General features: G+C 71.5%; 6 protein-coding genes. 1 reads left to right on the top strand and 5 read right to left on the bottom strand.

From position 1 onward, the window contains the following. Positions 1–947, bottom strand: a 947-nt coding sequence (locus VF612_RS13020; protein WP_408660280.1) for an HD domain-containing protein, incomplete at its 3' end; no start/stop codon positions are given. Here VF612_RS13020 and VF612_RS13015 point away from each other — a divergent pair. Then, positions 940–1,440: a hypothetical protein gene (locus tag VF612_RS13015; RefSeq protein ID WP_408660279.1), complete on the top strand. Its 501-nt coding sequence runs from the start codon at positions 940–942 to the stop codon at positions 1,438–1,440. The two genes, VF612_RS13020 and VF612_RS13015, sit on opposite strands and share 8 nt — an antisense overlap. Before the next feature lie 101 nt (positions 1,441–1,541). Here the strand turns inward: VF612_RS13015 and VF612_RS13010 are convergent, their stop codons facing one another. From VF612_RS13010 to VF612_RS12995, 4 genes are all read right to left on the bottom strand, one after another. After that, complete coding sequence (locus VF612_RS13010) at positions 1,542–2,087, bottom strand: adenine phosphoribosyltransferase (RefSeq protein WP_408660278.1); 546 nt, start codon at positions 2,085–2,087, stop codon at positions 1,542–1,544. Then, the gene (gene secF, locus VF612_RS13005) at positions 2,084–3,181 is read right to left on the bottom strand and encodes a protein translocase subunit SecF (RefSeq protein ID WP_408660277.1); all 1,098 of its coding nucleotides are present in this window, start codon (positions 3,179–3,181) and stop codon (positions 2,084–2,086) included. The genes VF612_RS13010 and secF overlap by 4 nt, the downstream gene beginning before the upstream one ends. Further along, positions 3,181–5,421 (bottom strand): protein translocase subunit SecD, encoded by a 2,241-nt coding sequence (gene secD, locus VF612_RS13000; protein WP_408660276.1) that lies wholly within the window; start codon positions 5,419–5,421, stop codon positions 3,181–3,183. Before secD ends, secF begins: the two co-directional genes overlap by 1 nt. Positions 5,422–5,579: 158 nt before the next feature. Next, the gene (locus VF612_RS12995) at positions 5,580–5,999 is read right to left on the bottom strand and encodes a preprotein translocase subunit YajC (protein ID WP_408660275.1); all 420 of its coding nucleotides are present in this window, start codon (positions 5,997–5,999) and stop codon (positions 5,580–5,582) included. Positions 6,000–6,124: the final 125 nt, after the last annotated feature.

Raw genomic sequence — 6,124 nt, 5'->3', positions numbered from 1 at the left:
AACCGCCCCGGCACGGGGTTCCACCGCGCGTGCAGGGCGCCCAGCGCCGCGTAGCAGTCCCGCACCGACTCCACCAGCACCCGCACGCCGACCAGGTCGTAGATGTCGGCGAAGTCCCGGCCCCGCACGATCATCTTCTGGTAGATCGAGTAGTAGTGCTTGGGACGTCCGTAGACGTGCGCCCGGATGCCGCCAGCCTTGAGGTCGCGGTTGACCCGTTCGATGACGTCGTTGAGGTAGACGTCGCGCTGCGGCGCCCGGTCGGCCACCAGCCGGACGATCTCGTCGTAGCGCTTGGGGTACAGGGTGGCGAACGCCAGGTCCTCCAGCTCCCACTTGACGGTGTTCATGCCCAGCCGGTGGGCCAGCGGGGCGAGCACCTCCAGCGTCTCGCGGGCCTTGCGCTCCTGCTTGACCGGCGGCAGGAACCGCAGCGTGCGCATGTTGTGCAGCCGGTCCGCCAGCTTGATCACCAGGACCCGGGGGTCGCGGGCCATCGCCACGATCATCTTGCGGATCGTCTCGGCCTCGGCCGCATCGCCGTACTTGACCTTGTCGAGCTTGGTGACCCCCTCGACCAGGTGGGCGACCTCGTCGCCGAACTCCGCGTTCAACGCCGGGATCGTCATCCCGGTGTCCTCGACGGTGTCGTGCAGCAGCGCCGCGACCAGGGTGGTGGTGTCCATGCCGAGCTCGGCAAGGATGGTCGCGACCGCGAGCGGATGGGTGATGTAGGCGTCGCCTGACTTGCGCAGCTGGCCGCGGTGGCATTCCTCGGCCAGGTCGTAGCCCCGCTGCAGCAGCCGGGCGTCCACCTTGGGATGCGAGGCCCGGTGCACCGCCAGCAGCGGCTCCAGCACCGGCCTGACCGCGCTCTGGCGCGGTGGGGTGACCAGCCGGCGTGCGATCCGGTCCCGCACCCGGCGGCGATGGGCGCCGTTGGCCACCTCCGCCGGCGTGGCGGTGACCGGTTGGGTGACCAGCGGCCGAGCGGCGGAGGCAGGCCGAGGGGTGCTCGGGGGCGCTGCGTGGGCAGGGGCTGACGCGGCGGTGGACGGCGCGCCGCTGGCCGGCGTCGCGGCGCCGGACCGGGTGGACGGGCCGGGCGGCGTGGCGGTTCGGGAGGCGGCCGCCGCAGGGCGTGCCGCCGACGGCGGGCTAGCCGTCTGGGCGCTGCCGCTCCGGCCGCCGGCTCGATGGCTGCCCGGGGCGGTGGTCCCGGCGGGCGTGGCGTCGGCAGAGCCTGCCCTGGCCGGGTTGGCGCGGCTCGGGGTGACGTCCGGTTGGGCAGCGTCGGTGCTCGAGGAGTCCTGGGCCGGCGGCGACACCGGCGCGGAGGCCGGCGGGGAAACCGGCACGGCCGGAGAGGCCGCCGGCTTGCCGGTGGCCCGCGGGCCTGTCGCCTCGGTGGTCAGAGCAACCTCCAGGGCCGGAATCTAGGAGCATGACCCTGTCAAGTCTAGGCGCGTCTGCGTTCGACTGGTTTACCAGACCTCCCCCGAGGCCGGGGTGTCGGAGGAGCCCGCCGTTGCCCGGGGCTGTCAGAGCCGCAGCAGAGCGGTCAGGTCGTGACCCGGAAGCCGGGCCCGGCCACCCAGGAAGCCGAGCTCGATGAGCACCCCGATGCCGGTCACCACCGCCCCGGCACGGGTCAGCAGCTCGATCGAGGCCGCCAGGGTGCCGCCGGTGGCCAGCACGTCGTCCACGACGTACACCCGCTTGCCCTCCAGCACTCCCACCGGCACCTCGATCTCGGCGCTGCCGTACTCCAGCTCGTAGCGGGCGCTGACCGTCGGCGGCGGCAGCTTTCCGGCCTTGCGGACCGGGACGACCCCGGCGTCCACCGCGCGGGCCAGCGCCGCGGCCACCACGAAGCCACGCGCCTCGACGCCGGCGATCAGATCGGCCTCGGAGGCGGCGGGAAGCTCGGCGAGGGCGTCGATGCACGCGCCGAAGGCGGCCGAGTCGGCCAGCAACGGCATGATGTCCTTGAACAGCACCCCGGGCTGCGGAAAGTCCTGCACGTCCCGCAACCGGCTCGCGATGAGATCGCCGATCGCCGGCTTCGGGCCGGCCGGCAGGCTCATGGGCGCTTGCGCGGTGGCCGGCTCGCGGGCCGCGCGCCGGGCTTGGGCGCGGGCGCCGGAGTGCCCCGCCGGACCACCGGGGTGATGCCGGCCGGGACCGGCTCGTCGGCCAGGCGGGGCGACGACTGCCTGGCCTGGGCGCGCTTGGTCAAGGCCTGATACCGCGGTTCGCGGTTCTTCAGATCCACCACCACCGGAGTGGCCAGGAACAGCGACGAGTAGGCCCCCACCGCCAGCCCGATGAACAGGATCAGCGCGAGGTCCTTGATGGTGCCGACGCCGAGCACGCCCGCGCCGACGAACAGCAGCCCGGCAACCGGCAGCAGCGAGATCAGCGAGGTGTTGACCGAGCGCATCAGGGTCTGGTTGACCGCCCGGTTCGCGGCCGTGGCGTAGGTCTCGCGGCCGGTCGCCAGCAGGTCCCTGGTGTTCTCGGCGACCTTGTCGAAGACCACCACGGTGTCGTACAGCGAGAACCCGAGGATGGTCAGCAGGCCGACGATGGTGGACGGGGTGAGCTCGAAGCCGACCAGCGAGTAGATGCCGGCCGCGACGATCAGGTCGTGCAGCAGGGCGACCATCGCCCCGATGGCCATCTTCACCTCGAACCTCAGGGTGATGTAGGCGAAGACCACGATCAGGAAGACGATCAGCCCCTGGATGGCCTTCTTGGTGATCTCACCACCCCAGCTGGAGGACACCGACTCGGTGGAGATGTCCTCTTCCGGATCGAGCTTCAGCTCGGCGCCGAGCTTCCTCTCGGTGGCCGTCTGCTCCTCGAGCTTGAGTTCCTTGGTCTTGATCACAATCTGCCGGGTGGTGCCGGAGCCCACCTCCTGCGCCGCGCTCTCGGTTCCGTGACCGCTCCGGGCCAGCGCCTCCTCGACCTGGCCGGTGGTGATCGAGGTGTTGGCCGCCTTGATCTGGAACTGGGTGCCGCCCTTGAAGTCGATCCCGACGTTGAAGCCGCGGAAGAGCATGCTCAGCACGCAGATGCCGAGCAGCACCAGGGAGGCGAAGTACCAGCGCCTGCGGGTGCCGATGAAGTCGATCCGGGTCTCGCCCCGGTAGAGCCGAGTGAGGAGGCTGCTCATCAGGTGCTGTCCCGTCCGCTCTGGTCATCGGCTTGCCGTTGCAGGCCCCGGCGAGCCGCGGCGCGCTCGGCCGCGGTGGCGCCCGCGCCAGGTTTGGCAGCGCCGGCTGCCGTGGCGCCGCCGGCGGGCGTGTCTGCTGCCGTGGCCCCGGCGGCCGGCGTGGCAGCTCCGGTCGGCGTGGCAGCGCCGGACGGCTTGGCAGCGCCGGACGGCTTGGCAACTCCGGTCGGCTTGGCAGCGCCGGACGGCGCGACCGGCCGGGCCTTCGCCCGGCTGCTGCCGGTGGCCGGCGGAGTCTCGCCCATCGCGGTGGCGGTGTGCACCGGCTCGCTGCGCCGGCTGACCCCGCCCTTGGCCAGCGTCACCCCGCCGGAGGAGCCGACGCCGGCGGTGGCAAGTTCGGCCTCGGGCAGGTTCCGGGTGGCTATGCCACCGGCACGGGCATGGTCCAGGCCGGTGAACTTGGCCGATCCGAACGCCGCGCTCCGGGAGAACAGCGCCACCAGCGGGTGGGTGAACAGGAACACCACGACCAGGTCGATCACCGTGGACAGGCCGAGGGTGAACGCGAAGCCCTTCACCTCACCGGCCGCGAAGTAGTACAGCGTCGCGGCGGCCAGGAAGGACACCGTGTCGGCCGACAGGATGGTGCGCCGGGACCGGTGCCAGGCCCTCGGGATGGCGACCCGGGCGGTCCGGCCTTCGTGCACCTCGTCCTTTATTCGTTCGAAAAAGACGACGAAGGAGTCAGCGGTGATACCGACCGCCACGATGAAACCGGCGATGCCGGCCAGGGTGAGGGTGAACCCGATCTGCTGGCCGAGGATCACCAGCATGGCGTAGGTCAGGCCGCCGGACACCGCCAGCGAGACGATCGTGACCAGGCCCAGCGCGCGGTAGTAGAGCAGCGAGTAGACGACCACCAGGAAGAGCCCGATGCCGCCGGCCAGCAGGCCGGCCTTCAACTGGTCGGTGCCCAGCGTCGGTGAGATCGAGGTCGCCGCCTGCTGCACGAAGTTCAGCGGCAGCGCGCCGTACTTCAGCGAGTTGGCCAGGTTGGTGGCTGATTTCTCGTCGAAGTTGCCGCTGATCTCGGTGGTGCCGCCGATGGTGCTCTGGATGGTCGAGGCGACGATCACCTTGGTGTCGAGGGTGTCGGCGACCTGGTTGCCGATGTCATTGGGGTTGACCGTCACGTTGTGCTTGGCGGTGTAAGCCGCCCAGGCCGCCTGGCCCTTGGGCTTGAGGTCCAGGCTCACCGTCCAGCTCAGCTGGCCCTGCACCGAGCCGGGTGCCCGGGCGTCCGCGGTCTTGACCTCGGTGCCCGCCACGATCACCGGCCCGAGCAGGTACTTGGCCGTGTTCTCCTGGTTGCAGGTGATGAGCGGCTTGCTCGGCACGTCCAGCGGCTTGGTGGTGTTGTTGCACGGCCAGGACTGGATCGCCTTGTCGAGCGCGGCGGCCCGGGCGGCCGGCAGCGCGGCGACCGCTTCCGGGGTGATGGGCGGGGTGAAGCCGAGCAGCTTCCACTGGTCGACCGGCGCGCTCGGATCGGTGGGTGCGCCGCTGGCCGACCCGGACGCGCTGGCCGAGCCGGACGGCGACGGCGAGCTGGCGGGGCTGGTCGAGGGCACCGGGGTGGACGAGGCAGGAGCAGCCGGCGAGGTGGTGGCGGCCGCCGCGCGGGGCACCACCCGGCCACGCGCCGACGGCGAGCTGGAGGCGGGCTTGGCGGTCGCGCTGGCGGTTGCCGACGGCTTGGCCGAGCCGCTGGCCGAGGGCGAGGCGCTGCCGCTCGGGGTGGCGGCGCCGGTGGCCGACGGGGACGCCGAGCCCGACGGGGACGCCGGCGGGCTGGCGGGCACCGGCTCCATCAGCAGCGGGCGGAAGTTCAGCAACGCCGTGCCGCCGACGTCCTTGATGTCGTTGGCGCCGGCGCCGGGCACCGACACCACGATCCGGTCCGAGCCCTGGGTGACCACCTCGGCGGAGGAGACGCCGAGGCCGTTGACGCGGTTGGTGATGATCTGGCGGGCCTGGTCCATCGAGGACTTGGTGGGGGCCTTGCCGTTGGTCGTCTGCGCCTTCAGGATGACCTGGGCGCCACCCTCGAGGTCCAGGCCGAGCTTGGGCGTGCGGGGCTGACCTGGCCAGAAGACGATGCCGTACAGGACCACGAACAGACCCAGGAGCACTGCGAAGTAACGCCCGACGCGCAGCGTTCCGGCCGATGGTGCCACGGAAATTGTTCTCCTCATTCGTCACTTCACGCCTGCGAAGCCGATCAGGCGCGCAGCCGCCTCAGCCGATCGCCGGTCTTCTGCCCGGTAGGGCGGACTCGGGGAGACAGTATGACCGATCGTCTTGTGGATTGCTCACCGCGCCCCGGCATAACGGGCTAACCCGGGCCGGGGCCTCGCTTGCGGGGCCGCCGGCTGCTGGGGCCCGCGGGCCGCTCGGTCACCGAGGACGGCTCGGTGGCCGGCGCCTCGACCCCGTCCTGCGGCTGGCCGGACTGCGCGCCGGTCCCGATGATCGGCTCGCGGTACTGCTCGGGCAGCTCGCTCACCTCCCGCAGCGCGGCTAGCGTCCAGCGCACCTCGACCCCTGGCGCGATGGACAGCAGCACGGTGCCGTCGGGGTTCACCGAGACCACCGTCCCGTACAGGCCCGAGGTGGTCATGACGTCGGTCCCGGTGGTGATCCGCTCCCGTCGAAGGGCGTCCGCGGCCGCGATCCGCTGCTTGTTGCGACGGGAGAACATGATCATGGCAACCAGCAGCAGACCCAGCAGCAGCAACGGAAATAACTCGGTCACAGTGGCAATCCCCACTTCTGGACAAGCCGGTCCGGCGGGCCGGCGTCGACCGCGGCGAGCTCGCCGCGGTGTTCGGACAGGTCTGCCATTCCCAACGTCAGAGGTCGTCGAAAAGTGTCGGGGAG

Origin of the sequence: Jatrophihabitans sp. (genome assembly GCF_036388195.1) — a bacterium.
Taxonomy (GTDB): domain Bacteria; phylum Actinomycetota; class Actinomycetes; order Mycobacteriales; family Jatrophihabitantaceae; genus Jatrophihabitans_A.
Note: the sequence above shows the minus strand (reverse complement) of the source record. Positions and strands in the feature narration are given on the sequence as shown.

Excerpts from the sequence above, each read along its gene's own strand:
- VF612_RS13010 (WP_408660278.1), bottom strand. The coding sequence starts at position 2,087 with ATGAGCCTGCCGGCCGGCCCGAAGCCGGCGATCGGCGATCTCATCGCG.
- secF (WP_408660277.1), bottom strand. The coding sequence starts at position 3,181 with ATGAGCAGCCTCCTCACTCGGCTCTACCGGGGCGAGACCCGGATCGAC.